Here is a 26,918-nt window from a genome sequence, read left to right as displayed (position 1 = left end):
CGCGGCGAAGATCCAGGGTCTGATGGTGCGAGCCATGAAGTGATCGTCGGGTCGTTCGAACGGCGAGGGTCCGGCCGAGCAGGCCGGACCCCTTGAAGCGCCGCTGGTGCTCAGCGCGGCGTCAGGAGCAGGTGCCTTCCTGCAGCGAAGCCTCCAGGCGCCCCGGAATGGTCGCCGCGAAGCCGGCCTCTTCCACCCCGGCGGCCCGCGCGTAATCCCGCCGCGTGACGGAGTAGGAGCGCGCGCTGTTCGTCGTCAGGCGCCGCGGGGCGGCCGCCTGGTAGGTGAACGCCGTCTGCTGCGGAAGGAGGAGCTCCGCCGCGATCGCGTTCGGGTTGTCCGCGTCGTTGTAGAAGCGCAGCGTCACCGCGTCGGCGCCGTACTCGATCGCGCCCACGATCTCGCGGGTGAAGGCGTCGCTCCGCCGCGTGTAGCTGAGCTGGAAGGCGCCCTCGGGGCTCAGCGTGACCGTCGGCTCCGGCTTCCCGGCCGGCGGCGTCACGTGGACCACGCGCTCCAGGAGGTTGGCCGCCGGGAAGGCCGAGTTGTCGGGAACGAAGCGCAGCGTGCAGACGCGGTAGACCCCCGCGACTTCCACGGGGGTGAGGCGGTTGCCGCCGGTGCCGTCGCCGTCGCACGCCGCGGCGGCAAAGAGGGTGGAGAGCGCCAGGAGCCGGACAACGGAAGAACGCATCGGAGTACCTCCAGAGATCAGTCGAGTGTCAGGTGAGATCGCATGTACCCTCACGGGGTGCGCGGGGTTTCACCGGACCCGAAACATAAGGCGCGGTCACCCGTCCCGCAGCACCACCAGGAACACGTCGTACAGCGCGTGTGTCCATGCCGCGATGCCGAAGCCGCGCAGCAAAAAGAGCGCGCTGAACGCCAGCCCCGCCACGAAGCGGAAGACGAAGCTCTGCAGCTCCAGCGGGTAGGCGTACGGGCCGATGTAGTGGAAGGCGGAGAAGAGGAAGGCCGCCAGCAGCGCCGCCGCGATCCCCGCGTTCTTTTTCCTCATCCCGATGCCGGCGAACAGCAGCGCCAGCCCGCCCACCAGCAGCACGCGGAAGAGAAGCTCCTCGTACAGCCCCGCGCCCAGCGAGAGGACGATCTGGTCGCGCAGCGGGAGCGTGTCTATCCCGCCGTCGGCAGCCATGCGCACGCCGCCCAGCATCCACTGCGTCAGCGTACCCACCACCACGCCGAAGAGGAGGGCGTACCCCGCGCTCTCCGCCAGCATCCCCGCGAAGACGGGCGCGCGCAGCGGCACCCGCTCCCTCCGCCGCTCCAGCGCGATGAGGGCGGCGCCCACCACCAGGATGACGGCCGCGAAAGCCGCCGTCCCCTGCACCCCGCCCGCGGAGAAGGCGGCGCGCAGCAGGACGTCGGCCCCGTTCCTCATCCCCGAGGTGGGCCCGGCGATGCTCCACGCCCCCACCTCGTACAGCAGCAGGAGGGGGAGTACGAAGAGCAGCGAGTAGCTGTGCTTGCGGGTGATCCGAAAGTAGTCGCGCATGGCCCGTACAAGGTAGCGTGGCGAGCGGAACGGCGCATGGCCCTTCCCTTGCGACCCGCGCGGAGCTTATCGTGCCACGCGGCGCCTGTACCTTAACGGCGCGGAGGGGCGATGGGTTTCCCGCGACACGGAGCGATGGGCGTGAGCCGACCGAACAAGATGTGGATGGGGATGGCACTGGTGCCGCTGGTGGCGGGGTGCAGCCTCTTCGGCGGCGGCGATCCGGGGCCGACGCCGCAGGACGTCGCCCGCCTGGCCGCCGAGGACGTGCGCATCCGCCGCGAGGTGGAGGCCCGCCTGGCCGCCGAGCCCTCGGTGGGCCCCGGCCGAGTGCGCGTGACGGTGACGGGCGGCGAGGTGCAGCTGCACGGCTCGGTGGCCGGCTACGGCGCCCTCCGCTGCGCCGTCTCCAACGCCGAGCTCACCACGGGCGTGGTGCTGGTGATCGACTTCCTCGTCCTCCAGCCGGGGGCCTCCACCGCCCGCTGCCTCGCCCCGCGCGTCTTTGCCGCGCCGGCCTAGCCGACGCAAAGCGTGACGCGGCACGCTGTACCGATTACATTGGTGGCTCCCCCGCACAACCCGGAGAGCCCCCAGTGCCCCGCCGTTCCCCCATCAAGCCAGCAATCAAGAAGAACGCCCCTTCGCGCAAGCGCCGCGGCGCCTCCGCCAAGCGCCGCCCCGCGCGGCGCTCGCGCGTGCTCTGGTCGTGGCTGCTGATCGCCGCCGTCGTCTTCGTGGCCGCGAACCCCACGGCGCGGACCATCGCGTGGGAAGCGCTCCTCGCCTCGCGCGCCGTGCTGGAGTCGGCCCAGGCCGCCAAGGCGACGGAGCGTCAGGCCGACGAGTACGCCCGCCGCTACGGCATCGACCCCACGCTGGCCTCGGCGATCCTGAAGGCGGCGCACGCGGAAGGGGTGAAGCCCGACCTCGCCTTCCGCCTGGTGCGCGTGGAGAGCGCCTTTCGGCCGCGCGCGGTGAGCCCGGTCGGCGCGCTGGGCCTCACGCAGCTCATGCCCGCCACCGCGGACGAGATGCAGCCCGGCGTCACGCGAGAGCAGATCTTCGACCGCGACACCAACCTGCGCCTGGGCTTCCGCTACTTCAACCGCCTCCTGCGCGCCTACGACGACGACGTGGAGGCCGCGCTGCACGCCTACAACCGCGGCCCCGGCACCGTCAACCGCATCCGCCGCGCCGGCGGCGACCCCGCCAACGGCTACGCGAAGGCGGTCCTGGGCAGCACGGGAGCCTCCCCCGTCGGCCCCCCGCCCGTGCAGGTCGACACCACCCCCGCCTCCGCCCCCCTCCCGAGCATCGACGGCATCGCGCCCGTCCCCATGCCGAACGGGACGTGAACCGGTAAGCTCCCACGGCTTTGCCCAACGGCGAGAGGACATGCGCCGACTACCGCGCTACCGCTGTGGCAACCAGGGCCCGCCTGGCGCCCAGACGCGGGCGAAGACTTCGCCGACCCGAAGCGTTTCGGTAGGCGAAGCCAGGAACTCGCGGAGGCGGAGGATCACGGGCTCGAGAACCTGCGGCGTCCCATCCAGCTTCCCCTTTCGTACGAACGCAGACCATTGTGCCTGCTTGGCGCGGTCCTGAGCGAACAGGTCGGAGAGCCCGGTCGGAATCCCACCCGGGAGTGCCGTCCCTCGTCTGCCGAACGTGGCCCGGATCGCCTCAGCGAGTGTGAGGCCGTCGAAGGGAAACCGGTCGCTCAGCAGATAGAGGTCGAAGAAGTCCTTGAGCCGAGTATTCGCGATCCCGAGCTCGACGAGCGCCTGGTATTTCTCGGAAACAACGGATTCGCGAGAGTACGCGGCCAGCACCGGCGCCGGCAGCTCGAGCAGGGTAGGGAACTCGATTTCCACCGGCCCCGCGGTAACCACGTCCCCAAATCCGATGTCGACCTGGAGCGGGATCCGGGCGCCGGCAAGATGGGCCGTGAAGGTGACCCGGACACCACCGTATTCCCGGTTCTCACGAATTTCGGTCGCTCGCACCGAATCAACGTCGAAGATCAGCCCGTCTTCTACGTCGACCACGTGCGCGCAGAGCTCACGGAAGACGCTCGCCAAGTGTTCGACGGTTTCGTCTCCGCACCCCAGCAGGTCGAGGTCCCGGGTAGGCCGATTCGGGAGTTCGGTCCATGCCTGAAAGAGCATCGCGCCTTTGAGCACGAACTCGTGCTTGTGTGCGGACCGGCTGAGCCGGTAGAGAAGCCGTTCGAGACCGTAGCGCGTTAGCACCAGGTCGAACGACCGCCCCTGAGCATGCGCGTGGTTGAGCAGCCGCTGCCGAACGGACGCCGCGACATTCCTCCCCTCCCTCTCCGTCAAGCGACCATCTCCAGGTACGGACGCATCACGTTCTTCATCCGCGTCGCGTCGGCCGCGCGCCATAGGTCGTCCATCGTGACGACACGTTTGGCCCATGCATCTCGAAGCGCCTCCAGGGCAACATCGAGACCGATCCTGTTTCGGAACTTGAAGCAATCGGCGACCGTCTTTGCCGGGGAGTAGATCCGCACGCTTACCCTCTCCACATCGTGCTTCTCTACCCCGAATTCCAGCGCCTTCCCTGAGACGCGCACGGTCCGGATCCGAGGATGGTCCACACGCGGCTGCCACGCCTTCTCTGGAATGGCCATCCAGACCTCGAACGGAGCCTGCGTCGTGAGTTCGTGGTAGCGCAGCGCGGAGAGGAGGGACACAATCCCGTTCGGGATCCGCCGAGCGGCTTCAGCGAGCGAGTGGTGCTCGGATGGGCTGTGACCAGCAAGCAGGTACAGGCCGCGCCCGACCCGCTGCAGCGTCCCCTGCTGCACGAGAATCGAGAGGTAGCCCGAATCAAAGCCGTGCTCGGCGAGATCCTTCGGCCGGAGCACCCCTTTGTGTCGGACAAGGTCGAGGACCTGCTGGCGTCGAGTAATCATCGGCAGGGGGTTCGGGAAACCTCGGTAAATGTATACAAGTACCGATGGTTTGCGAAGGGACGCTGACGGTGTCGAAGCGTGACGGCCCGGCTTGATCTCTGCAAATAGCCGCCGTTCAGCAGCATAGGTCATCTGAACCATGCCATGCCCCGCGTGCCCGCCTACCTTCCCCCTCGATCAATGGACACATCAACCGGGAGCGAAACCATGCAACACCTTATCCTTGGCGGAACGGGCACGGTGGGCGGGGCGGTCGCCCGTGAGCTCCTGGCTCGCGGCGAGGACGTAAAGGTCCTCACCCGGTCGGCGGCGAAGGCGGGCTCCCTTCCCGAGGGCGCCGCCGCGGTGGTGGGCGACCTGCGGGACCCGGGGTGCTACCACACCGTCTTCTCCCGCTTCGACACCCTCTTCCTCCTCAACGCCGTCGCGGAAACGGAGCTGCAGGAAGGGCTCGCCGCCGTGAACGAGGCGCGCCGCGCCGGCGCCGCGCGAATCGTCTACCTCTCGGTGCACGACGCGGAGAAGGGGCCGCACATCCCGCACATCGCCGCGAAGATGGCGATCGAGGAAGCGATCCGGCGCAGCGGCATCGCGTACACCATCCTGCGCCCCAACAACTTCTACCAGAACGACTACTGGTTCCGCGAGGCGATCCAGGAGCACGGGATTTACCCGCAGCCCATCGGCGACACCGGGATCTCGCGCGTGGACGTGCGCGACATCGCCGATGCGGCCGCCAACGCGCTCACCCGCTCCGGCTTCGAGAACCGCTGCTACGCGCTGGTCGGCCCTGAGCCGCTCACGGGCACGGAGTGCGCGCGGGCGTACGGCGAGGTCTTCGGCCGCGAGGTGCGCTACGCCGGCAACGACCTCCAGGCCTGGGCGCGCGAAGCCGGTAAGATGCTCCCCGGCTGGATGGTGTACGATTTCGCGCTGATGTACGCGCTCTTCCAGGATCGGGGCCTGCACGCCACCGCCGAGCAGGTCGCCGAAACGGAGCGCATCGTCGGCCACCTCCCGCGCACCTTCGGCGACTTCGTCCAGGAGACCGCCACCCTCTGGACCCGCGAAGCCGTTAGCGTCTGACCGTAGGCCGACGTAGAAAGAAGCCAGCCGGGATCTCCCGGCTGGCTTCTTTCGTTCGCTTCAACCAAAGGCGCGGGAGCCAGGCATCCAAGCTCGCATGGACTCCCCAAAGCCAACCACCCCTCGCCAGGATGCACGACGATCAACGACGAACCGCGGCCCTGCATCGTTCGGTTCGGCGGCTGCAGGCTGCACTCGCGGCTCTGGTGCTCGCGTTCGGCGGGGCCGCGCTCACCGCCTTTCGCCCGTCCCACAACGAGCAGGACGTGATCTGGACGCGCGGCATCATCATCGTGGACAACCCCCTACCGCGCCTGGCTCTTTCCGGACGCCGGCGGCCGCGATCAGCCTCGTCGGCGGCGACGCGACCGGCAATCGCGGCATCCTCACCGGCGGAGACTCGCCGCGCGTCTTCGTGGGCCACACGGCGCGCGGGGCGGCCTGGCAGGTCCCGGCTGGCCCCAGCGGCCTGCGCGTCACCGCCGGCGCGAACTCACGGTCGGTCACCGCCGCCAGCCGTAGTCTCGAACGGGCGTGGCGGCCGCCGGGGGCCCATGCTCCCGGCGGCCTCTTCGTGTTCATCCGATCCAGCCGGGGCAGGCGAGTCGGCCGCCGAGCTCGCGGTCCGCATTGGACCACCGGAGCGACCCGTTCGTGCCCTCATCCAATCCTCTGCAAAAACGCACCGCGCTCACTGGCGCATACCTCCGGCAGGACGTTAAATAGACGAATGCTTGCTGGCAGGCGTCCGGCCTCGCTCCCTCCTGCATTTCCCGCCCCTTCCGCTTCCGCCGTTTCCCGGCGCTGCGTCTTCTTGCCCGTGGAGTGCCGAATGTCGCAGGACGACGCAAGCCGCCTCCTACTCACCCGCCTGGATGCGGCCCTCGCGGCGCGCTACTCGGTGCGGCGCGAGCTGGGCCGCGGAGGGATGGGGACGGTGTTCCAGGCCGAGGACCTGAAGTACGGCCGCCCGGTCGCGCTCAAGGTGCTGCATCCCGAGCTGGCCCACTCCATCGGCGCGCAACGCTTCCTCGCCGAGATCCAGTTGGCCGCGAAGCTGACCCATCCCCACATCGTTACCGTGTACGACAGTGGCGAGGCGGACGGCCTGCTGTACTACGTGATGCCATACGTGGAGGGCGAGTCGCTCCGCGAGCGGCTGGATCGTAGCGGCCCGCTGCCGCCGGACGAGGCCGTGCACATCGCCCTGGAGGCGGCCGACGCGCTCGACTTCGCGCATGCCCGGGGCGTGGTGCATCGCGACATCAAGCCCGAGAACATCCTGCTGGCCCACGGGCACGCCAGCGTTGCGGACTTCGGCGTGGCGCGCGCCGTGTCGACGGCGGCCGAACAGCGCCTGACCGCCACGGGGCTGATCGTGGGCTCCCCGCCGTACATGAGCCCCGAGCAGACCGACCCGGGGGCGCCGGTGGACGGCCGCGCGGACGTCTACAGCCTCGGGTGCGTGCTCCACGAAATGTTGTCCGGAACGCCGCCGTTCGGCAGCAACGGCGTGCAGGCCACCGTCTACCGGCACCTCACCCAGGCGCCGCCGCCGCTGCGCACGCTCCGCGGCGACGTGCCGCCGGCGCTGGAATCGATAGTCCTGCGGGCGCTGGAGAAACAGCCGGCCGACCGCTTCGCCACCGCAGGCGAGATGAGGCGCGCGCTGATCGATCCGGAGGCGGCCGCTTCGAGCCGGCCGTTGCGGGACGAGGCGCCGAGCGTTCCACGGCGGCGGAGCCGGGGCGCCGCGCGGCGGTGGCGAGTGGCCCTGGCGGCGCTGGTGCTGGGGGCGCTTGCCGCCATGGGCGCGGCCGTGTGGCGTGGGACGCGCGCCGAGCGCGTGGATGGCCCCACGGGGATCGCCGTGCTCCCCTTCCAGGGCAGCCCCACCGGAAGCGAAGCGGTGCCCCCCGACCGGTGGCTGGCTAGCTCGCTGGGGCTGCTGCGGGGGCTGCGGGTGGTGGACGGCCGGTCGCTGCTGGGCGGGCAGGACTGGCGGGCGGTTCCCCTGGACGCGGTGCTGGAGAAGGCGGCGAAGGGCGGCGCGCGCTATCTGATTGCCGGCTCGCTGCTGACGGATGGGCGCGAGCGGCGGCTCACGGTGGAGGTGTACGCCAGCGGGGGAGGCGGGCAGATCTACAGCGGCGCCGCCATGGCCGGGGAATCGACCCCGCAGGCGCTCGACCGGATGGCGCTGGAGGTGGTGCGCGTTGTGGCCGAGGCGGAGGACCGCGATCTGGGCGCCTTCGGGGACGCCGCCTCGGAGACGACTTCGCTGGCCGCGCTTACGGAGCTCATCCAGGGACAACGCCACTTCCGGCGAGGCGAGACGGACCAGGCGGTGGCCTCGTTCCGCCGCGCGATCCGGGCGGACTCGTCGTTCGGCCCCGCGTACTACCGCCTGAGCGTCGCGGAGACGTCGGCGCCGCGCTGGAACTACCCGGCCGCGCTGCTGGCGGTGGAGGCGGGGCTGCGCAGGCCCGCCGAAATGGCCCCGCGCTGGGTGGAGCTGCTGAAGGCGCAGCGGCACCTGGTGCGGCGCAGTGTGGACAGCGCGTCCGTCCAGTTCCAGAAGGTAGCGGCCGAGAACCCCGGGCTTCCCGACGCCCTGCTCGGGCTGGGCGAGGTCCTCTTCCACTCCGGCGGCCTGCTGGGGGAACGGGCCACTGTGGCGCTCCCCGTGTTCCTGCGGCTGGACGCCACCGACTCGGCTTACGCGCCGGTCGCGAGCCACATCGTGGACCTGGCCCTTCACACCGGCGACGAGGCGCTCGCGCGGAGGCACCTGCCGCGGGTGAGCGACCCGCACCGCATGCGCGAGACCGCCCTGGCGCTGCGCTTCGGCGGGCCACGCGCGCGGGCCGCGGCGTTCGCCACCCTCCGCGGTGCCGAGGTCCGCACGCTGGCCACCCTGGCCGCCCTGTTCGTGCAGGGCGGCCTCGACCTCCCGCTAGCCGACTCGGTCGCGTCGCTGCTCACGGCCGCGGGACGGCCGCAGGACGAACGGCTCCGCGGCGCGCGCTTCCGGCTGGCGGCGCTGGCGGGGCAGGGGAGATGGCCCGAGGCTGCCGCGATGTGGGACTCGGCATCCGGCCGTCCACCCTTCGACGCGTGGATGGTGAGCGCCTACCTGGCCGGCCTGCCGGCGCGGGACCGCGCCGAGCCCATGTTCCGCTGGGCGTGGGCGGTGGTGGAGCGGGAGCCCCCCAGCTTCGCCCCGCTCACCGGGGGGGAGGCGAAGCGGCTGGAGGGGCAGGACGCGCTGCGGGCGCTGGTGCACCGGGCCACGATCGAAGGCGATTCGGCCGAGGCGGCGCGGCTGCTGCGGATCGTGCGCCGCGCCGCGCCCACCGCCGACGCATCAGACCCGGAGCCGGACGGCCTGGAAGCCTCGCTGCACGCCCGTCTGGCGCTGCTGGCGGGCGACACGGCGCGCGCCGTCGTGAACCTGGAACGGGCGGTGGCGCGCGCCCCCTGGTCCACTTCGTGGTACATGCCGCTGGCCGACCAGGGCCTCCAGCGGCTGCTGCTGGCGCGGCTGCTGGCGGCGCGGGGCGACCGGCGCGGAGCCGAACGGCGCCTGCGGTCGTTTGGCCAGCTGTGGCTGATGGGCGACGCCCTGTACTTCCCCGCGGCCACCCGCGCGCGTGCCGCACTGGAGCGCGGCGTGGCTCGTCCGCGATCGTGAACGCGGGCCCGGCCGGCGGCGAGCGCATGGGCGCCGCCGCCCACGCCCGGCGCGCTGTGCGCCTCCACCTTTCACAGCCGGTGGCGAACCGCGGAGCCTTCCGCATTCGCGTGCCGTATGAGCGTGCCCTCACGAGGGGGGTGCGGGAACCATCAATCTTTGCTGGAGCAGGCACTCATGGCAGATCCAATGATCGAGGTCGAGAGCACCCTGGGCGGGTTCGCGCTGGCGGTGAACGAGTCGAGCTGGCCCCCACTCGCCGGTGACGTGCAGAGGCGCATCGACAGCCTGGCCGTGGACGACGCTACCAAGGAGGTCCTGAGCTTTATGGCGTGCGGGATCACGGAGACGCAGGTACGCATGGAGTGCATGTACCTGTCCGCCATGCCCCACCAGCGGAAGGTGGACCCCGAGCTGGGCGCCCTGATCCAGGAGATCAAGAGGAAGACGCCCTGCATGAACGCTTCCGGGGCGGCGAAGTCGTACGCGGTGGTGGCGAGCCTCTACGCCGTGATCGCCCGCGCGTACGAGGCCGGACTGCGAGGCGAGGGGCTGGTGCCCGCGGACGTTTTCGCGGAAGTCAGGGGAGTGCTGGAGGCGGACGGCGCGTAACGCACCCGGGTACCGGCGGGCGGGCGCGGCGACGCCCGCCGCTGCCCGCGTCCTCCGCGCGCCGCAACCCTCAACACGCCTCTGACGATGCAGCAGGAATTCGAGATCCGGAACCCGCTCGACGCCGCCACGGGCGTGCGCCTCTTCCTGGCGCTTCGCCGCAACACGATCACGGAGTGCGAGATCCGCGGCCTTCCCCCCGAGGCCGCCATCGAGTCGACCGAGATCGGCGCGCACGGCGTGGAGGTCCGCTGGACGGGCGGGCTCCCGGCCGGCTCCCCGCTCAGCGTGGTGCTCGATGTCACCGGCGAGCCCACCTCCGTGGCGCAGGAGCTGTGGCGCGACGCCGAGGGCACGCTGGTGCCCATGCCCGGCCCGCTCGGCGGGCGCGCGGGCCTGCAGCTGGCCAGCGCGGGGTCGGTGCACGACTTCCAGGCGTACGCGATGGCTCTGTTCACGGCGCGCTGCGAGATCGTGGAAGCGAGTCCGGACTGTCGAATGCGCAAATATGGCAAGTTCTTCTGCGACCTGGACCTGAACACCAACCGCGCGCTGATCCAGTCCGCCGGGCTCCCCCAGATCGAGGCGGCCCGCCGCACGGCCATCATCCGGCTGATGGAGCGAATGTTCGGCGCGCGCCTCGACGAGCGCAGGTTGAGCTCGCCGGACGGCCCCGCCACCCTCGGCACGGCGTCGGAGCCGGAGGACGTCCGCCTCGTCTCCAGGGTGATGCTGGACATCTACCGGAAGCACCTCTCCACCCCGGGCGGCGAGCTTGACCCGGAGGAGGTGTGGACGGCGTTCGAGATGTTCGCCAACGGCGAGCTCCGGGTGGAGGTCCAGCGCGGCTTTCCGTGGAATGGCGAGCCGGACGGAGGGCAGATGTTCTGCTTCGCGGAGTTTGCCTTCATGGCCATCGAGATGGGCGTGGACGAGGCGGAATGGCGGCTGGCGCTGCCGAGCCACGTGGCCATCCAGCGGATCTACGCCGCGCGCTACCGCCCCAGGAATGGGCCCTACGACTACGGCGCGTACAAGTCCGGGAACTATCCACACGGGGAGCACGTGGGGCCCAGGCGTAAGGCGGAGCTGCGCGCGCGCTTCCGGGACATGCCGGTGGAGGAGCTGGCGCTCGCGGCGCGCTCCCACCTGGTGTCCACCTTCCCAGACCAGGAGCCGCGCTCGCCCTACCCGCCCTGAGCCGAGCGCAAAATTGGGCTGCCGGGCCCATTCGGGGTGCGCGGGCGGGGAGTAACGTGAAGGCGGATCCGCCACCCCGGCGGACCGCCTTCAACGTTCAGCGCGGGAGCGCCCCTTCGTGATCCGCCGTGCCGGACGTACAGCTGCCGTCGCGCTCGCCGCGGCGTTGGGGGTGGCGGGGTGGTGGGGGATGCGCGCGGAGCCGGATGCGGCCCCCGTGGGGGCGGAGGCGCATGCGGCTCCGTGGGCGGGCGCGCGGATGATGCGGGGCGTGGTGGGCGGCCGCTCGACGGATATCTGGACGCTGCGCTTCGAGGCCGGGGCACCCGGCCGCGTGCGGGTGCTGGGCGAAGGAGGGCGGCGCCTGGCGTGCCAGGTGGAAGACGCGGGCGGCGTGCTGCAGGACACCGCGGAGGGCGCCACCTGCTCGCTACGCTGGAGCCCCGTTCGCGGCGGCAACTACCGCGTGGTGGTCCGCAACCCCAGCCGCGCCGGCGCCGCGTACCGGCTGTCGGTGGAATGAAGGCGCCGCGGCGCGTTCCGCGCTCAGGCCGACCCCGCCAGCTCCTCCGCCACGTCTGCTGCGGACGGCCGCTCCTGGGGCCGGGTGGCCAGGCACCGCTCCACAAGCGCGTCAAGCCCGCTCCCCGCGGCAGCGTAGACCGCGGAGACAGTGGGCGGGGTGGCCGTGGCGCGGATGCGCATCAACGCCGCGCCCGTCGCTTCCCCGTACGGCAGCCGGCCGGTGAGCATCTGGAAGGCGACCACGCCCAGGCTGTAGACATCTGATCGATCGGTGAGCTCCGGATCGCCCCAGAGCTGCTCCGGGCTCACGTAGGCCGGCGAGCCGAGGCGCTCGCCGGGCCGCGTGAGCCGCGGGTCGGCGGCGTCGCGGACCGCCGCGATCCCGAAGTCGATCAGCACCATGCGGTGCGTGTCGCGGTCGTACAGGATGTTGGCGGGCCGCACGTCGCGGTGCACGGTGCCCATGGCATGGGCCGCAGCCAGCCCCGCGGCGATCTGCCCCAGGTACCGCCGCGCCTCGGCCGGATCGAACGCCCCCGCCTGGAGCCGGCTCTCCAGGGAGCCACCGTGGAAGTAGGGCATCACCAGGTAAGGCGCGCCGCACGCCAGGCGGCCGGTGCGGTACACGGGGGCCACGTGAGGGTGGTGGATGGCGGCCGCCGCGATCGCCTCGCGCTCGAAGCGGGCGCGCGCCGTCTCGTCGCGCGCCAGGTGGGGCAGGAGCACCTTGACGGCCACCGCGCGGCGGAGCGCCCGCTCGCGGGCCAGGTACACGCGGGCGACACTCCCCTCGCCGATCGGGCCGCTCACCTCGAAGTCGGCACCCAGCCCCTCCAGCTCGCCCCCGCCAGCCGCGGTGCGTTCCGGACCGGCGGGGGGCGGGGCGTCGTGGGCGGAGGCGCCTGCGCCGGCGCGGGCCCGCGCGTGGCCGAGCACGGAGCGCTCCGGCTCCACGCCCAGCTCCCGGCGCACGCGCTCGGTGAAGTCGGCGGCGAAGCGCACGGCCAGCACCGGCTCGCCGGCATCCGCGAGGGCGTCCACGCAGGCGAGGGCCACGCGCACGCTGTACGCGTCGTGGCGCGCCCGCCGCCGCCACCACTCCGCGCACCCGGCCAGGTCGCCCGCCGCGGCCCGTTCCCCTGCGAGCGCCTCCATGGCGCGGCCCGCCTCCCGCTCGCGGTGGTCGCGCGCCTCCGCCGCCCAGCGTTCGAACTCCGGCGCGTCGCGCACGTAGAAGCCGTCCACGAAGGGCCCGGCGTACAGCTCCACCGCTTGGGCGAAGCGCCCCTCCGCCATCGCCGCGTCGAACGCCGCCACGTCGGCCCACGCCACGCCGGGGTCCAGGTGAAGGGAATCGCCGGCCGTCACGATGGCGTCCTTGCCCAGCGTCCCGCGCAGCACGAACACCGATTCGTTGAGCAGGGCATTCGAGCTGTGCCTGGGCCAGAGGAGCCCGGCGAGCTTTTCGCGCGCCATCCCCCGCGGGCCCGCGGCCGCCAGCGCCGCCAGCAGGGCCAGCCGTCGGGGCTGTGCCGCCACGCTGCGCACCGGCGCCCCCTCGCGCTCCAGCGAAAGGCGTCCCAGGGTGTAGATGCGGACGGTCATCTGCGGGGCTCTTACGGAAAATTGATCGCCGCACCTATCGGCGGACGGAAAGGAGGTTGACCGGCCGGGACCATAGTAGCGCCATCGCGAAAGCCACAGCAATGGAGCCACAATGGTCACCTTTCCCACGCAACAGGCGCCGCCGCCCGCCACCCTTCCCCTTCTCCTGGCGCTCGACGCTCTGGAGCACGGGTTCGCCCTGCTGGACCGCGCCGGAAACGTTCTGCACGCGTCGCCGGCGTTCACCCGCGCGCTGGGCCGGCCGGAGCTGGCGGGGCTCGGCCACGAGGTGGGCCGCTTCAACGCGGCGCTGTGGGGCCACGCCAACGTCCGCGGGCTGGGCGAGCGCGTGGAGCCGCTGGAGATACGCTCGGTGCGCACGGCGGCGGGGGAGTGCCGCCTGCAGGGCGCCTACGTGGGTGCGGATCTGTTCGGCGCCGGGCCCAGCGTGCTGGTGGGCGTCCAGACCCCGCCCGACGATCCGTCCTCGCCCGAGCGCCTGAGCGAGCGCTTCGGGCTCACACGCAGCCAGACGCGGGTGGCGCGGCTTCTGGCCGAGGGGCTGCGAAACGACGAGATCGCCCGGCGGCTCTTCATCAGCGCCCACACCGCCCGGCACCACGTGGAGCAGGTGAAGCGCAAGGTCGGCGGCCACACCCGCGCCGCGCTCGCCGCCCGCATCCTGCAGCCGGACGGCTAGGCGTTCCGGAGCTCGTGCCGGGAAGCGCGAAGGGGCCGCGGACGCACACTGCGTCCGCGGCCTTCGCGCTTCCGCGGGCTCAGGTCCGTGCGGCCCGCTTCCGCCGCGGGGCGGTCGTGCGCGTGGCGGCCAGCGCCTCGCCCTTGGGTGGCGCCAGCGTTACCTGCAGCTTCTCGAGCACGCTGCGGGCATTGCAGGCCAGCGCGTGCTCCTCGGTGGGGTTCGGATCGGTCTCGCCGGCGAAGTGCAGGCCCACCATCACGTCGCGCTCGGCGCCGCCCGCGTCCACCATCCACGCGCTCCCCGAATCGCCGCCGCTGCTGATCTCCCCGTCCGAGGCGGGCTTCTTGGCGTTGGGCTCGATCTCGAAGCCGCCCACCTCCACGTTCCCTGCACCGTAGTCCATGTTCGCCACCACGCCGGTGCGGTGGACCACGCCGTACGTGACGCCGGTGGTGCGGCCGGACTTCACCACGCGGTCGCCGATCTCGGGCTCGGCGATGCGGCGGGGGACCACGCCCAGCTCCAGGATGCGCGGATCTACCTTGCGTCCCACGATGCTGCTGATGGCACAGTCGCCGGCCAGGCCCACGTGGCTGCGAACCAGGCGCCCGGCCGCGTTGGCGCTGGTGTTGGCGTCATCAAAGGGGCCGGGCTGCACCACCAGGTCCCCCACCTTGCCGCCCACTCCGTTCAGCACGTGCCAGTTGCTCAGGATGTAGGGGGTGCCGTTCGCCACATCGTACACGATGGCGCCCAGTGTGCCGGCGGTGCCGCCGATGTGGGAGACGCTGATCCCCGGCTGTACCGGGTCCAGCCGCCGCCGGCGCGTCTGGGCGGGCGTGAGCTGCTCCGCGGCCAGCAGCGCCACCGGTGTGGGCTCCACGATGCGGAACGACGGGGCGTACGAACGCTCCACCACGTCTACCCGCACCTCCGTCCCGTCCTCGGCGGTGATCGTCTCGGGAAGCATGGTGAGCCCCTCGGCCGCCACCATCTCGGGCGCGAGCTTCTTCCCCACGGTGAACTGGATCACCAGCTCTCCGGTGCTCTGGCCGTCCACCTTCCGGTGGCCCACCCCCACCGAGGTGACGTTGGGAAGCTTGAGGTACGCCCGGGCCCGGGTGCGCACCAGCTCGATCAGCTCCTGCTCGCTCTTCGTCTGCATTGCCGTGCTCCTCCAGGTGGACGTTGGCGCCGCGATCTACTTCCCTCCGCCGCCTACCCAGCCCAGTGCCTTGTCCAGGTTCAGGCTCACTCCCCAGATGAAGTTGCCGCGGCCGTAGCGCCGGTCCTCGGCCTCGTTACCGTCGGCGTCCACGCGGTCGTCTTTGGTCCACACCACCCCCGCGAAGGGCGACACGGTCTCGAAGCTCAGCAGGCTGTTCAGGTAAGGGATCGGGTTGTAGCGCAGCCCGGCTGTGGCGCCGACCTGGTCGAAGGGCCGGCGGCTCGCCTGAAGGGTGCCGCCCACCGTAAGGCCGTGCAGCAGCCGCGTCACGACCCCGCCGCTCAGGTCGGCCGGATCGGTGAGGATGTCGCCGAAGCTGTAGTTGAACGCGACAGAAAACGCGGTCGGCGTCTTGCGCGGCTGCAGCGTGTTCGACGCCTCGTCGAACTTGAGCTGGTTGACGTCGGTCGCACTCGCGTGCGCGGCCAGGAAGAGGTGCTCCGCGCCGCCGGTCACCAGCGTCGTCTGCACCGAGTCCGTCTTTGCCCGCTCCGCCGCGGCTGCTCCGGCCGCGGGGCGCTCGAGCGTGGTGGTCACCAGAAGGTTCGCGCGCCGCCGGGTCAGCGTGTAGCTGGCCGTGGTGAGCTGAATCTCTGGGACGAGGGCCTCAGGCGCGGTGGCGATGGCGAGGCCGAGCTTCGCGAGCGTCGCGAAGTCGGCTGACAGCCGGGTGGACCGGGCGTTCTCCTTGAAGTGGATCCGCGCCGTGGTTCGAAGTTCGTGGAACACGAAGACGCGCAGCACCCCGCCGGCGCCCACGGGCCAGCGCGTCGACTTTTCTTCGCCGGCCGCCGCCGCGGCCGCGATAACCGCCTGACGCGCCCCTTCGGCGTTGGCCGACTTCGCATTCTCCAGCGTCTGGAGCAGGCTCGCATTGCGCTTGAACATGTACGTTGCAGCATGGGGATCCTCGGCCCCGGCGGTGGTGAGGTCGACCACGAGGATTCGGGTCGAGTCGCCCCCGGGCGCGGCCTCGCGGGCCTGCTGCGCAGGGTCCTGCGCGGCGGCCGCGACCGGGGCGTAGATGGCGAGGCCCAGCGTCAACCAGATTTTCCATCGCATGGCAGTTCTCCCGGAGGGTAGGAACGGATGATCGCCGGGAGTCTAAGAGACTTGGTGAAAGACCGAATGGGCGGGTTCGCCTATCTTGGCTGGAAGGTGGGTGGGTGCGGACGCGAAGAGGGGATTGGCCGGCCCCGCACCACTCCCCCTAGACTTCAGCACCCGCGCGTGGAGCGGGTCACATCAGAACGCCCCCTCCCGCACGATGCCCTTGCCGAGCGGGACGATGTGGCCCGGCTCGACGGAGGAGTTCTCGGGAAGCGGGACGTCGCCCTTTTCCTTGCCGAGCTTGAAGATGCTCTTCAGGGCTCGGAGTGGCCCGCCTCCCGGGAGCGCGGGCTGCTCGCCGTACCACGCGAACCAGGGGAGGCCGGCGCGGGTGTACTCGGCGGCGGTGGGCGGGACGGTGGGCGGGTTGTCGCCCGTGATCTGCCGCCAGACCAGCGAGTTGGCGATGTGCACGAAGCAGCGGCTCGATGCGCCGAGCTCCCAGTCCGCGGCGCTGTACGGGTCCTCGTAGATCTCCTGGCGCATCCGGCCGCCGGGGGCCAGGCCCATGTCGAAGCTCGGCGCTGCTGACGCAGACACGTAATCCATCATAGCGGGCATCGCGCGTTCGTACTCGGCGCGGCGCCGCTTCACCTGCTCGTACACCGACGCTTTCACGGGATGGGCGGCGAGCTGCAGGCCACCGTGCGCGGCCTCGCCGGTGATCTGCTCCTCGGCGGTGTAGCCGGCGCCGAGCGGCATGGCGACGAACTGGCGGATGATGCCGCGCTCGATGCAGTACCCGTCCAGCCAGGGCTGCGACGGGATGCTGAGGTAGTCCTGGGGGTCGCGGGTGAGGCCGTCCGCCCAGGCCTCGCCGGTGGCCGCGTTGATCTTGCCGGTCGCCACCTTGACCGCGAACGGGTAGCCGTTCGAGGAGTTGAAGCTGAGCCACATCGCCTCGGACTGGTACATGGGGAGCATGACGCCGCCGTGCTCGGCCCACTTGGCGGGGACGCGGCCGGTGAAGTCGTCCACGTGGGCGAGCGGAAAGCGGCCCAGTCCCGGCGGGAGCGGATAGTCGCGGTCGTCGTCGGGGATGCGCAGCGTGCGCTGGAACTCGATGCGCAGCACCGCGTCCTCGTGCACGTCCGGGAAGCGGAAGAGCAGCGCGTCGTTCTGCAGCTCGATCATACGGTCCTCTCAGGCCGGGGTGGACGACTACCAGTCACCGTCGCGGACTTCGCGCACCAGGCGCAGCACGGCGTGGTCGGGCAGATCCCGCAACTCGCGCAGCAGCTCCCCAAAGAGCAGCGGCCGCTTGCGGATGGTGTCCAGCAGGTCGCGCGACACCTTGCCCGCCAGGGCGAGCAGGAGGTCGGGAAGGACGTCGAGCTCGCGCGCCAGGCGGACGATGGTGTCCTCGGAGGGCGGCGCGACCTCGCCCCGCTCCACCTTGCTCAGGTACGACGGCTCCACGCCGATCCGCTCCGCCACCTGGCGGACCGAGTAGCGCCGGTCCGCCTGCCGGAGGGTCTCACGGCGGTCCCGCACGAATGCGCCAAAGCTATCCACGTCACCTCACGAGAATGTGCTCGCATATAGTGTGTACCATTTGGTACACGTTAGTCAAGGGGCATCGCTCGTGCGGAGGGATGCCGCGGCCGACCGCGCGGGTGAGCGGCGCTCATAAATTCCAGTATTTTCAAGGGCTTTGCGCCCCGCTACATTGTCCGCCGAGCCGACCTCGACCACCCGTCCGGAGCCGCCGATGCGAAGCCTTGCCGAGCTGTTCGACCTACGCGGGCGCGTGGCGCTGGTCACGGGCGGCGGGCGCGGGCTGGGCGAGCAGATCGCGACGGGGCTGGCGCAGGCGGGGGCATCGGTGGCGCTGGCGTCGCGCAAGCGGGAGGCGTGCGAGGACGTGGCCCGCGAGCTTGCCGAGACCCACGGCGTGCGCACCATGGCGCTGCGGCTGGACGTGACCTCGGAGGAGGAGGTGCGGGCGGCGGTCGATGAGGCGGAGGTGGAGCTGGGGCTGGTGGACATCCTGGTCAACAACGCGGGGACCTCGTGGGGTTCGCCCGCGGCCGAGATGCCGCTGGAGGCGTGGCACAAGGTGATGGAGACCAACGCCACCGGCGCCTTCCTCTGCTCGCGCGAGGTGGGGCGCCGGCTGATCGAGCGGGCCGCGCCGGGCGCCATCCTCAACATCGCCTCGGTGACGGGGCTGCGCGGCTCGCAGCCCGAGCTGCTGGACGCCGCCGGCTACGCCGCGTCCAAGGGCGCCGTCATCGCCCTCACGCGCGACCTCGCCGTGAAGTGGGCGCGCCACGGCATCCGCGTCAACGCGCTCGCCCCCGGCTTCTTCCCCACGAAGATGACCGCCGGTGTGCTGGAGCAGGCGGGCAAACAGATCTCGCGCGCCGTCCCCCTCGGCCGCGTCGGCGGCGACGACGAGCTGATGGGCGCGGCGCTGTTCTTGTTGTCGGCGGCGGGCGGGTACGTGACGGGGCAGGTGCTGGCGGTGGATGGCGGGATGACGGCATGAAAAGGAAAGTGCTGAGTCCTAAGTGCTAAGTCCTGAGTGAATCGCGGTACCGGACCAGGCACCAGGCACTAGGCACTTAGCACTTAGCACTTAGCACTTAGCACTTAGCACTTCCCCAGGAGCGACTCATGGCCACGATGGTGAACGAGGAGACGGGCGTGCCCGTGCACATGGATGTGGAGGACGGCATCGCCATCATCCGGCTGGACCAGCCGGGGAAGCCGGTCAACGTCATCTCCGCCGCGCTCGTGGAGGCGATGGACGACATCCTCCGCCGCCTGGAAGAGGGGGAGGCGGACGCAAGCGTGAGGGCCGCCGTCATCCTCTCCGAGAAGAGGGGGACGTGGATCGCCGGGGCGGACATCGAGCAGTTCAAGGACTTCCGCACCCCCGCCGCCGCCGAGGCCGCCTCCCGCGCCGGGCAGCGGCTCCTGGACCGGCTGGAGAACCTGCGCGTCCCCGTCGTCGCGGCCATCGACGGGGTGGCGCTGGGGGGCGGGCTGGAGGTGGCGCTCGCCTGCACTTACCGCATCGCCAGCGACTCGCCCAAGACGAAGCTGGGGCTCCCCGAGGTGAACCTGGGGATCGTTCCCGGCGCCGGGGGCACGCAGCGGCTGCCGAGGCTGATCGGGGTGCGCGCCGCGCTCGACCTGATGCTCACGGGCAAGCAGCTCGACGGGCGCCGCGCCCGCAGCGCCGGCATCGTGGACGAGGTGGTCCCCGCCGCCATCCTCCCCGTCGTCGCGCGCCAGGTGGCGAACGACCTCGCCGAAGGCCACAAGGAGCCGCGCGGCGCCGCCCGCCGCAGGTCGCCGCAGTGGCTGGAGAATATTCCCGGGATGCGCCAGCTCATCTTCAGCAAGGCGCGCCAGGGGGTGATGTCCAAGACCAAGGGGCTCTACCCCGCGCCGCTCCGCCTCCTCGAAGTCGTCGAAAAGGGGCTGGACCGCGAGCTGGCGGAGGGGCTGGAGCTGGAGGCGCGCGCGTTCGGCGAGCTGGCGGTGACGCCTGAGGCGCGCTCCCTGGTGCACCTCTTCTTCGCCACCACCGCGGCCAAGAACGATCCGGCGCTGGGCGAGACGGTGAAGCCGAAGAAGGTGGAGCGCATCGCCGTGGTCGGCGCGGGGTTCATGGGCGCGGGGATCGCCGCCGCCTCGGCCGAGAGCGGGATCACGGTGCGCCTCAAGGACGTCAAGCCGGAGGCCGCGGCCAGGGGGCTCAAGACGGCGCGCGACACCCTCATCAAGCGGGCCAAGCGCAAGAAGGCGCGCGGCTTCGAGATCACCGCGCTCACCGACCGCGTGGAGGCGACCACCGAGTATACCGGCTTCCACTCCGCCAACGTGATCGTGGAAGCGGTGTTCGAGGACGTGTCGCTCAAGCACACCGTCGTCCGCGACATCGAGGCGAAGATCGGCGCGGGGACGGTGCTGGGCTCCAACACCTCCACCATCCCGATCGCCACGCTGGCCGAGGCGGCGTCGCGGCCGGAGAACGTGATCGGGCTGCACTTCTTCTCCCCGGTCGAGAAGATGCCGCTGCTGGAGATCATCACCCACAAAGGCACCGCCACCTGGGTGACGGCGACGTCGCACGCCTTCGGCAAGCAGATCGGCAAGACGCCCATCATCGTCAACGACGCGCCGGGCTTCTACGCCAACCGCATCCTCTCGCCCTACATGGCCGAGGCGGCGCTGCTGCTGGAGGAAGGGGTGCGGATGGAGGAGATCGACGCCGCGATGACCACGTGGGGGTACCCCGTGGGCCCCATCACCCTGTACGACGAGGTGGGACTGGACGTGGCGCAGAAGGCGGGGACGATCCTCGCCGCCGCCTTCGCGGACCGCATGCAGACGAGCTCCGTCCTGGACCGCATGGTGGCGGACGGGCGGCAGGGGCGGAAGAACGGCCGCGGCTTCTTCACCTACGGCGAGGACGGCAGGAAGGGTGAGCCGGACGAGTCGGTGTACGCCGTGATCGGCAACCCGGCCGCGAAGACGATCGCGCGCGCCGAGATCCAGGAGCGGCTGGGGCTGATGATGGTGAACGAGGCGTTGCGCACGCTGGAGGAGGGCGTCCTGCGCTCCGCCCGCGACGGCGACGTGGGCGCGGTGCTGGGGATCGGGTTCCCGCCCTTCCGCGGGGGACCGTTCTGGTACGTGGACCAGACCGGCGCGGCGGCCGTGCTGGAGCGGATGCGCGCCCTGGAGGCGAAGCACGGCCACCGGTTCGCTCCGGCGGCGCTGCTGGTGGAGCGGGCGGCCTCGGGCGAGCGCTTCTTCCCCGACGAGAGCTGAGCGCGGTGCCGGCCGCCGCCCCGCTGCAGGTGGCGCCCGGCGTCCACCGCGTATCCGTTCCGCTCCCCTTTCCGCCGCACGAGGTGGCGGCTTGGCTGCTGGAAGACGACGCGGGGCACACGCTGGTGGACACCGGGATCGACACCCCGCCCGCCCGCGGCGCCCTGCGCGCCGGCGCCGACCGGCTGGGCGTAACCCCGGCCACGCTGCGCCACGTGGTGCTCACCCACGCGCACATCGACCACTACGGGCTGGCGGGTCCGGTGCGCGCCTGGAGCGGCGCCCGCGTGTGCATGCACGAGCGCGAGGAGGCCCTCATCCGCGCCTTCGTGGACGACTGGCCGGCCGAACGGGAACGCGCCGCCGAGGAGTTCCTCGCGCACGGCGTCCCGGCCGAGGTGGTCCCCGAGCTGATCGCCGCCACCGGCCGCATCCACGCGCAGTACGAGGACTTCCGCCCGGACGACCTGCTGGCCGGCGAACGCGGCGCGCTTCCCGGTGGCGGCGGGTGGGAGTGGATGCTGACGCCGGGGCACTCGCCGGGGCACGTGAGCGTCTACCATCCCGAGCGGCGCATCCTGATCGCGGGCGACCACGTCCTGCCGCGCATCTCCCCCAACATCGGCGCGGACCGCTACGTCCCCGATCCGCTCTCGGAGTACCTCGCCTCGCTCGCCCGCCTCCGCGACCTGCCGGTCGATCTCGTCCTCCCCTCGCATGGAGAGCCGTTCGCGGAGCTCGCGGCGCGCGTGGGCGACATCATCGCGCATCACCACGCGCGCAACGATCAACTGCTGGCGCTGCTGGATCGCCCCCGCAGCGCCTACGAGCTCTCGCTCCTCCTCTTTCCCGACCTTCCCGCGGACACGCGCCTGCACGCCCTGCGCGAGACGCTGGCGCACCTGGCGTACCTGGAGCGCGCGGCCCGCGTGGTGCGTGAGGGGGAGAATTGGGCCAGCGGTGTGGGCGGCCAGGGTTGGTGACGGGGAGAGGGGCGGGCGCGATAAATCGCGCCCCTACAGAATCTGTGGGACCGGCGAGGAACGAGCGGGGAGAGGGCCAACGGACCGAACACCAAGGAGATCCCATGGAAGACTGGCGCAGCAACCTGCTGGAGTCGTCAGCCGACATCGCGCAGCTCTGGCGCGAGACGCGGCGCATCGCGGTGCTGGGGATCAAGACGGAGGCGCAGTCGGGGCAGCCCGCCTACTACGTCCCCGAGTACCTGCAGCGCGCCGGACTGGAGATCGTCCCGGTGCCGGTCTACTACGCGGACGCCACCGAGATCCTGGGGCAGCCCGTGTACCGAAAGGTGGCGGAGGTGCCGGGCGAGATCGACATGGTGAACGTCTTTCGCCGCTCCCAGGACGTCGGCCCGCACGTGGAGGACATCCTCGCCGCGCGTCCCAAGTCCGTGTGGATGCAGAGCGGCATCCGCAACGAGGAAGCCGCCCGCCGCTTCGCCGAAGCCGGCATCCGCGTGGTGCAGGACCGCTGCGCCATGGTGGAGCACCGCAGGTCGGCGCGTTAGAACAGCAAAACCATCACACAGAGGGCGCAGAGGGGAACTGCAAGCCCCGGAGACCTTCTCTCTGTTGTTCTTTCCGTACCCTCCGTGTCTCTGTGTGAGGCCGCCGTTGCCGTAACACCGGGCGTCGCGGGGCCGGGGCTGAATCGCGCAAGGGGCCGCTTCTCGCGGAAGGGCGCGGTGCACGGGGCATCGGTATCCGCCCCTTGCACTTAGGACTCAGGACTCGGCGCTTCCGGGTTGTGGGGCTTTCCCCTACGCCGCTGTCAGGGTGGCTCCGCGCGCGGCGGCGGGTGCTTGCCGGGCGCGCCGACGAATGCTATATGGGTGCATTCCGAAAAGTGCCCCGCGGGCGAGGGGCCCGTTCGGGAGTGCAGACGACCGCGCGCGAACCGGCGAGCCCGCCGGCTCACGCTCCGTGCGGGCTGGTGTTCTCCGCAAGCAGACCATGAACAGAGCTCTCTCCTTCGCTGGAACCCTGCTTCTCGCCCTGGGCGTGGCATCGTGCCGCGACTACAAGGCGACCGAGGCCGACGGGCCGGATCAGCCGATCGCGTTCTACCACAGCGTGCACGCCGGGCAGAACCAGATGCCCTGCATGTACTGCCACTACAACGCGGACCGGTCGCCGGCGGCGAACATCCCCAGCGTGCAGCTCTGCGTGGGGTGCCACGTGGCGGGAAGCTCGTCGGCGGGGGCGGTGCCCGCGCAGGCGGCGCTCACCTTCCCCACTAAGCAGCGCGACAGCACCTGGAACCGCGAGGCGCTCAAGCTGGTGGACTACTGGAAGCGCGGCGAGGCGATCCCCTGGGTGCGCATCCACGACGTGCCTGACCATGCGCACTTCCCGCACTACGTGCACGTCAACGCCGGGCTCCAGTGCCAGACGTGCCACGGGCCCGTGCAGAACATGAAGAAAGTCTACCAGTACTCGTCGCTGCGCATGGGGTGGTGCATCTCGTGCCACCGCGGCGAGACGCCGCTCTCGGCCGCCGAAGAGGCCGCCGTGCGCCAGCGCTCGTCGTTCGTGCGCAAGGTCGCCACGCTCCGCGCGCAGGGGAACGACGTGCGCGGCCAGCTCGCGACGTATCCCAACCAGCGGGCCTCCACGGACTGCACCGTATGCCACTATTGAGCGCGCACCCCCGGAAGCGACACGACGCCGGCGCGATGGGATCGAGGAGACAGCATGGCTGATGGAATGAAGAGGCGCGACTTCCTCACGGTGGTGGGAGCCACCGGCGCGGGGATGGCGGTCGCCGGGTGCGGCACGGGCGCGGGGAACCAGGAGTACCTCCTGGGGTCGGTGCGCCCCGCCGAGGACGTGGTGCCGGGCGTGCCCACGTGGTACACCACCACCTGCCGCGAATGCCCGGCCGGGTGCGGCCTGCACGTGGAGACGCACGAGGGGCGCGCCACCAAGGTGGAGGGAAACCCCAACCACCCCGTGAACCGCGGCAACACCTGCGGGCGCGGGCAGGCTTCGGTGCAGGGGCTCTACCACCCCGACCGGCACAAGGGCCCGTTCCTGCGCGAGCTCACCGTGGGCGGCCAGCCGCGCGACGTGAACTGGACCGTGGCGCAGAACGAGGTGGCCGAGGCAATCCGCCGCGGCGGCGCGGGCGGCACCGTGCTCCTCACCGGCTCGATGGGTCCCACCATGACCCGCCTGGCCGACGACTTCGCGCGCACCGTGGGCGGGCGCCGCGTGGAGTGGGCGCTGCTGGAAGACGCCCCGCGCGACCTGGTGTTCAGCGACGCGGACGTGCTGGTCTCCTTTGGCGCGGACTTCCTGGAGACGTGGGGCTCGCCGGTGGACTACGCGTACCAGTACGCGGAGATGCACGGCTACCGGAAGGGGCGGGAGCGTGCCGGCAAGTTCATCTGGGTGGGGCCGCACCGCCCCCTCACCGGGATCAACGCGGACCTGTGGCTCCCCGCCAAGCCGGGGACCGAGGTGCTGGTGGCGCAGGCGCTGGCCGGCGGCGCCAACGTGCAGCAGGTGGCGCAGGCGGCGGACATCGAGCCCGCCAAGCTGCAGCGCGCCGTGCAGTGGTGGAACGAGGGTCGCCGCAAGGTGGCGATGGGCCCCGGCGCGGCCGTCAGCGGCCCCAACGCCACGGCGCTGCGCCAGGCGGTTGCCGGCCTCAACGGCCGCCCCGCCGCGGCCCCGACCGCCACCTCCGACCTGCGCCCGGTGCAGCGGCTGATCGCCGACATGAACGCGGGGCGGGTGAAGGTGCTGCTGATCGCGGGCGACTCCAACCCGGCGTACACGCTGCCGGGCGGGCTCGGCTTCGAGGCGGCGCTCAAAAAGGTGCCGACCGTCGTCTCCTTCTCGCCCTTCCCCAACGACACGTCGGCGCTGGCCACGCACGTCCTTCCCGACCACCACTTCCTGGAGGCGTGGGACGACTACGTGGCGCGTCCGGGGGTGTTCGAGCTGGTGCAGCCGGTGATGCGCCCGGTGTTCAACACCAAGCAGACCGGCGACGTGCTGCTGGGGATCGCCTCCATCCTGGGCGTCCCCGCGGGCGGCGCGACCCCGGTGGGGACGTACTTCGACTACCTGCGCGCCGCCTGGGCCGGCCGCGCGCCGACCGTGGACGCCTGGCGCGCCGCGCTCAAGACGGGCGGCTCGTGGGGAAGCCTCCCCTCCGCCGCCATCCCGTCCGTGCAGGGCGTGGTGACGCCGCTGCCGGGCGACCGCGCGCTCCCCGGCGGGCGCGCCGCCTCCAACGTGGGTGGTGAGGCCGCTGCGGGCGTGGGGATCGCTCCCGCGCTCGCCGGTCCGGCCGCGCAGCCCGCCGCGCCCGCCGCCGACGCCGCGGCCGCTCCGGCGCCCGTTGCCGCGGCACCGGCACCGGCCGCCCCCGCCGGCCCGGTGGCGTACCGTCCCGTGCAGTGGGAGGGCGCGGCGGACGGGCTGCACCTGGTGGCGTACCCGTCCATCCGCTTCTTCGACGGCCGCACGGGGAACCGCCCCTGGCTGCTGGAGCTGCCGGACCAGGTCACCAAGGTGCCCTGGGACTCGTGGATCGAGATGCACCCCGAGACCGCCTCGCGCGCCAACCTGGAGCAGGGGACGGTCGTAAAGGTGGAGTCGCCGCACGGCTCGTTCGAGGTGCCGCTGTACGTGTGGCCCGGCGTGCGCCGCGACACCGTCGCCATCCAGATGGGGCTGGGGCAGAGGAACGCCGGCCGCTACAACGAGGGGCGCGGCGTCAACCCCATGCGCCTGCTGGGCGGCCAGATCGATCCGGCCACGGGCGCCATGGCCCCGGCCACGCGCGTCACCGTGACCCCGGCCGGCCGCAGCCTCGGCCGCTGGGAAGGGCTGTTCGAGAACGGCGTCCGCATCCAGCACGACCGCGCCGTGGCGCAGGCCGTGGGGTGGGAGGCGCTCAAGGCGCTGGACGCCAAGGGCGAGGGGTTCATCCCCGGCTCCGAGAAGGTGATCGAGGAGCTGCGCACCTCCGGCGGCTTCGGCCCCGTGGGCCGCACCACCGACCCGGCATCGTACCCGCCCCCCAGCACCGAGTACGGCGAGTACTTCGAGGGCGACACGCGGTGGGGGATGGTCATCGACCTGGACCGCTGCATCGGCTGCGCGGCGTGCACCATCGCCTGCTACGCGGAGAACAACGTCCCCGTGGTGGGCCCCAAGGAGCAGAAGCGCGGGCGCGACCTGAGCTGGCTGCGCATCGAGCGCTACTTCGGCCACGGCAAGGAAGAGGACGAGGCGTACCGCGACACGGGTACGGACGACACCCGCTTCCTTCCCATGCTCTGCCAGCACTGCGGCAGCGCCCCGTGCGAGCCGGTGTGCCCCGTGTACGCGGCGTACCACACGCCGGACGGGCTCAACGGCCAGGTGTACAACCGCTGCGTGGGCACGCGCTACTGCGCCAACAACTGCCCCTGGAAGGTGCGCGTCTTCAACTGGTTCACCTACGAGTTCGCGGAGCCGCTGCACCTGCAGCTCAACCCGGACGTCACGGTGCGCGAGAAGGGCGTGATGGAGAAGTGCACCTTTTGCGTGCAGCGCATCCACGAGAAGGAGCGGCAGGCCAACCAGGAGAACCGCCGCGTCCAGGATGGCGAGGTGGTGCCCGCCTGCGTGCAGGCCTGCCCCACCGAGGTGTTCGCCTTCGGCAACTACCAGGACCCGGAGAGCGCGGTCAGCCGCATCGCCAAGACCAACCGCAGCTACCGGTCGCTGGGCGAGCTTAACACCAAGCCCGCCATCGTCTACCTCAAAAAGGTGACGCTGGAGCCGCCGAGCAACGGCAGCTACCACCAAGACAAGCCGGCGCCGTTCGGGGGCGACGAGCACACCCAGCAGGGCGGCGCGACGTCGGCGCCGCAGGGAGCGCACTGAG

General features: G+C 71.5%; 23 protein-coding genes. 14 read left to right on the top strand and 9 right to left on the bottom strand.

Translation table 11 applies throughout. The features are described from left to right. Positions 1-121 precede the first annotated feature (121 nt). Both VF584_19230 and VF584_19225 read right to left on the bottom strand, forming a co-directional pair. The gene (locus VF584_19230) at positions 122-694 is read right to left on the bottom strand and encodes a hypothetical protein (GenBank protein ID HEX8212317.1); all 573 of its coding nucleotides are present in this window, start codon (positions 692-694) and stop codon (positions 122-124) included. 96 nt (positions 695-790) lie between these two features. After that, positions 791-1,516, bottom strand: coding sequence for a CPBP family glutamic-type intramembrane protease (locus tag VF584_19225; GenBank protein ID HEX8212316.1), 726 nt, complete (start codon positions 1,514-1,516; stop codon positions 791-793). A gap of 141 nt (positions 1,517-1,657) precedes the next feature. On the opposite strand from VF584_19225, the gene VF584_19220 reads away from it, so the two are divergent. Both VF584_19220 and VF584_19215 read left to right on the top strand, forming a co-directional pair. Further along, positions 1,658-2,038, top strand: coding sequence for a BON domain-containing protein (locus VF584_19220; GenBank protein HEX8212315.1), 381 nt, complete (start codon positions 1,658-1,660; stop codon positions 2,036-2,038). Positions 2,039-2,112: 74 nt separating this feature from the next. After that, complete coding sequence (locus VF584_19215) at positions 2,113-2,874, top strand: transglycosylase SLT domain-containing protein (protein HEX8212314.1); 762 nt, start codon at positions 2,113-2,115, stop codon at positions 2,872-2,874. 57 nt (positions 2,875-2,931) lie between these two features. Here the strand turns inward: VF584_19215 and VF584_19210 are convergent, their stop codons facing one another. Next, entirely contained in the window at positions 2,932-3,861 is a 930-nt protein-coding gene (locus tag VF584_19210) for a nucleotidyl transferase AbiEii/AbiGii toxin family protein (protein ID HEX8212313.1), read from the bottom strand. After that, complete coding sequence (locus VF584_19205) at positions 3,858-4,598, bottom strand: type IV toxin-antitoxin system AbiEi family antitoxin domain-containing protein (protein HEX8212312.1); 741 nt, start codon at positions 4,596-4,598, stop codon at positions 3,858-3,860. Before VF584_19205 ends, VF584_19210 begins: the two co-directional genes overlap by 4 nt. A gap of 66 nt (positions 4,599-4,664) precedes the next feature. On the opposite strand from VF584_19205, the gene VF584_19200 reads away from it, so the two are divergent. The 5 genes from VF584_19200 (at position 4,665) to VF584_19180 (ending at position 11,572) form a co-directional block, all read left to right on the top strand. After that, positions 4,665-5,543, top strand: coding sequence for an NmrA family NAD(P)-binding protein (locus VF584_19200; GenBank protein ID HEX8212311.1), 879 nt, complete (start codon positions 4,665-4,667; stop codon positions 5,541-5,543). A gap of 832 nt (positions 5,544-6,375) precedes the next feature. Continuing rightward, on the top strand, positions 6,376-9,237 hold the full coding sequence (locus VF584_19195) for a protein kinase (GenBank protein ID HEX8212310.1): 2,862 nt from the start codon (positions 6,376-6,378) through the stop codon (positions 9,235-9,237). Positions 9,238-9,414: 177 nt separating this feature from the next. Beyond that, positions 9,415-9,849: a hypothetical protein gene (locus tag VF584_19190; protein ID HEX8212309.1), complete on the top strand. Its 435-nt coding sequence runs from the start codon at positions 9,415-9,417 to the stop codon at positions 9,847-9,849. Between the two features lie 87 nt (positions 9,850-9,936). Next, positions 9,937-11,049 carry a hypothetical protein gene (locus VF584_19185; protein HEX8212308.1) on the top strand — a complete coding sequence of 371 codons (1,113 nt, stop codon included), beginning with the start codon at positions 9,937-9,939 and terminating at the stop codon, positions 11,047-11,049. A gap of 118 nt (positions 11,050-11,167) precedes the next feature. Further along, positions 11,168-11,572: a hypothetical protein gene (locus VF584_19180; protein HEX8212307.1), complete on the top strand. Its 405-nt coding sequence runs from the start codon at positions 11,168-11,170 to the stop codon at positions 11,570-11,572. A gap of 23 nt (positions 11,573-11,595) precedes the next feature. On the opposite strand, the gene VF584_19175 is transcribed toward VF584_19180, so the two are convergent. Then, positions 11,596-13,179, bottom strand: a complete 1,584-nt coding sequence (locus tag VF584_19175; protein HEX8212306.1) for a protein kinase — start codon at positions 13,177-13,179, stop codon at positions 11,596-11,598. A gap of 112 nt (positions 13,180-13,291) precedes the next feature. Here VF584_19175 and VF584_19170 point away from each other — a divergent pair, with 112 nt between their 5' ends. Continuing rightward, positions 13,292-13,879 (top strand): LuxR C-terminal-related transcriptional regulator, encoded by a 588-nt coding sequence (locus VF584_19170; GenBank protein HEX8212305.1) that lies wholly within the window; start codon positions 13,292-13,294, stop codon positions 13,877-13,879. 79 nt (positions 13,880-13,958) lie between these two features. On the opposite strand, the gene VF584_19165 is transcribed toward VF584_19170, so the two are convergent. From VF584_19165 to VF584_19150, 4 genes are all read right to left on the bottom strand, one after another. Further along, the gene (locus VF584_19165) at positions 13,959-15,047 is read right to left on the bottom strand and encodes a hypothetical protein (protein ID HEX8212304.1); all 1,089 of its coding nucleotides are present in this window, start codon (positions 15,045-15,047) and stop codon (positions 13,959-13,961) included. A 36-nt stretch (positions 15,048-15,083) separates the two neighbouring features. Next, on the bottom strand, positions 15,084-16,172 hold the full coding sequence (locus VF584_19160; protein ID HEX8212303.1) for a hypothetical protein: 1,089 nt from the start codon (positions 16,170-16,172) through the stop codon (positions 15,084-15,086). A gap of 183 nt (positions 16,173-16,355) precedes the next feature. Next, entirely contained in the window at positions 16,356-17,354 is a 999-nt protein-coding gene (locus VF584_19155; protein ID HEX8212302.1) for a hypothetical protein, read from the bottom strand. 27 nt (positions 17,355-17,381) lie between these two features. Next, positions 17,382-17,735 carry a helix-turn-helix transcriptional regulator gene (locus VF584_19150; GenBank protein HEX8212301.1) on the bottom strand — a complete coding sequence of 118 codons (354 nt, stop codon included), beginning with the start codon at positions 17,733-17,735 and terminating at the stop codon, positions 17,382-17,384. A 196-nt stretch (positions 17,736-17,931) separates the two neighbouring features. On the opposite strand from VF584_19150, the gene VF584_19145 reads away from it, so the two are divergent. The 6 genes from VF584_19145 (at position 17,932) to VF584_19120 (ending at position 26,917) form a co-directional block, all read left to right on the top strand. Further along, on the top strand, positions 17,932-18,711 hold the full coding sequence (locus VF584_19145) for an SDR family oxidoreductase (protein HEX8212300.1): 780 nt from the start codon (positions 17,932-17,934) through the stop codon (positions 18,709-18,711). Between the two features lie 128 nt (positions 18,712-18,839). Continuing rightward, positions 18,840-21,008, top strand: a complete 2,169-nt coding sequence (locus tag VF584_19140) for a 3-hydroxyacyl-CoA dehydrogenase NAD-binding domain-containing protein (protein ID HEX8212299.1) — start codon at positions 18,840-18,842, stop codon at positions 21,006-21,008. A 5-nt stretch (positions 21,009-21,013) separates the two neighbouring features. After that, positions 21,014-21,991, top strand: coding sequence for an MBL fold metallo-hydrolase (locus VF584_19135; GenBank protein ID HEX8212298.1), 978 nt, complete (start codon positions 21,014-21,016; stop codon positions 21,989-21,991). A gap of 104 nt (positions 21,992-22,095) precedes the next feature. Beyond that, positions 22,096-22,539, top strand: a complete 444-nt coding sequence (locus tag VF584_19130; protein ID HEX8212297.1) for a CoA-binding protein — start codon at positions 22,096-22,098, stop codon at positions 22,537-22,539. Positions 22,540-22,984: 445 nt separating this feature from the next. Further along, complete coding sequence (locus VF584_19125; protein HEX8212296.1) at positions 22,985-23,671, top strand: cytochrome c3 family protein; 687 nt, start codon at positions 22,985-22,987, stop codon at positions 23,669-23,671. A 54-nt stretch (positions 23,672-23,725) separates the two neighbouring features. Further along, positions 23,726-26,917, top strand: a complete 3,192-nt coding sequence (locus tag VF584_19120; protein ID HEX8212295.1) for a molybdopterin dinucleotide binding domain-containing protein — start codon at positions 23,726-23,728, stop codon at positions 26,915-26,917. Position 26,918: the final 1 nt, after the last annotated feature.

The sequence above is a fragment of the Longimicrobium sp. genome (assembly GCA_036389135.1).
Classification (GTDB): Bacteria; Gemmatimonadota; Gemmatimonadetes; order Longimicrobiales; family Longimicrobiaceae; genus Longimicrobium.
The sequence above is the reverse complement of the archived record's forward strand: the minus strand, read 5'-3'. Positions and strand labels throughout refer to the sequence as shown.